Consider the following 1,717-nt stretch of genomic DNA (forward strand, 5'->3'; position numbering starts at 1 on the left):
AATTGCATTCTTGGGCCCAATTCACCTTCCAACTTTGGAAACACGAAATAACCTTCTGCTTGTGAAGCCCATTTTCCTAACGGTCCTTTATTTTGTTGTATTCTTTCAAATAAATCTTTAACCATAATTTCTTACTTAATTTGTGCTGCAAAAGTATAAATAAAAAAACGTTTTTAATAATTTTTTTTTAACAACAAAATCTAATAAATCGAACACCAAAAAAAAACATATTTGTAAAAAATAAAGTTTTACTTATCTTTGACATTCCTATGAAAGCAATAAAAATTATCGAATGTCCGCGCGATGCTATGCAAGGCATTAAAACGTTTATTCCCACCGAAAAAAAGGTTCAATATATTCAATCTTTATTACGAGTTGGATTTGACACGCTGGATTTTGGAAGTTTTGTGTCGCCAAAAGCGATTCCGCAAATGCAAGACACGGCTGAAGTTTTAGACCAATTAGATTTATCTCAAACAAAAAGCAAACTATTAGCTATTATTGCCAATACGCAAGGAGCAGAAACCGCATCAAAACATAAAGCAATACAATATCTTGGTTTTCCGTTTTCTATTTCTGAAAATTTTCAAATGCGAAACACGCACAAAACCATTGCTGAAAGTTTAATAACATTACAAGAAATACTTGAAATAGCAGACAAAACGAATAAAGAAGTTGTGACGTATATTTCTATGGGATTTGGAAATCCGTACGGCGATCCTTACAATGTAGATGTTGTGAGTGACTGGACAGAAAAATTAGCTAAAATGGGCGTAAAAATTTTATCGCTATCCGATACGATTGGCTCTTCTACGCCTGAAATTATTGATTATTTGTTTCGTAATTTAATACCAAAATATCCAAACATTGAATTTGGTGCGCATTTACATACTACGCCAGACAAATGGTTTGAAAAAATTGATGCCGCATATCAAGCTGGTTGCAGAAGATACGACGGCGCCATTCAAGGTTTCGGAGGCTGCCCTATGGCTAAAGACGACTTAACCGGAAATATGCCTACCGAAAAGTTATTATCCTATTTTACCACCAAAAAAGAAAATACCAACACCAGCCCAATGAGCTTTGAAAGTGCCTATAACGAAGCGACTAAATTGTTTGGCGCGTTTCATTAATATATAAACTTAAAGCATTGATTTAGTGATAAATTTAATTGTTTTGAATTAAATTATGATTTACTACTAACTTTTTCTTATATTTGCACGCAATTTAACTTCAATTGCAGCATGAAAGCACACACTACAAAAATTATAGGAGAAGGACTAACGTATGACGATGTTCTTTTAATCCCAAATTACTCAGAAATTCTTCCAAGAGAAGTTTCTATTCAATCAAAATTTAGTAAAAACATTACCTTAAATACACCAATTGTTTCCGCTGCAATGGATACAGTTACAGAAAGTGCGATGGCAATTGCTATGGCGCAAGAAGGTGGTATTGGTGTACTACATAAAAATATGACTATTGCACAACAAGCTGCAGAAGTGAGAAAAGTAAAACGTGCAGAAAGCGGAATGATTATAGATCCTGTAACATTGCCTTTAACCGCAAATGTAGGTGATGCCAAAAATGCGATGAGAGAATTTGGTATTGGTGGAATTCCAGTTGTAGATGAAAATGGAATTTTAAAGGGAATTGTTACCAATAGAGATTTGCGTTTTGAAAAAGAAAACTCAAGAGCGATTACTGAAGTAATGAC

At 33.8% G+C, this 1,717-nt stretch carries 2 protein-coding genes; both read left to right on the plus strand.

Annotated features, from left to right (window positions below):
- Window positions 1–269: 269 nt before the first annotated feature.
- Complete coding sequence (locus ABWO04_RS11670) at window positions 270–1,133, plus strand: hydroxymethylglutaryl-CoA lyase (RefSeq protein ID WP_353079860.1); 864 nt, start codon at window positions 270–272, stop codon at window positions 1,131–1,133.
- 111 nt (window positions 1,134–1,244) lie between these two features.
- On the plus strand, window positions 1,245–1,717 hold a 473-nt coding region (locus ABWO04_RS11675; RefSeq protein ID WP_353079861.1), incomplete at its 3' end, for an IMP dehydrogenase.

Source organism: Flavobacterium sp. (genome assembly GCF_040382755.1).
In the GTDB taxonomy this organism is placed as follows: Bacteria; Bacteroidota; Bacteroidia; order Flavobacteriales; family Flavobacteriaceae; genus Flavobacterium.

Bases quoted from the DNA above. Each gene is read 5' to 3' on its own strand.
- ABWO04_RS11670 (WP_353079860.1), top strand. From the start codon at position 270: ATGAAAGCAATAAAAATTATCGAATGTCCGCGCGATGCTATGCAAGGC.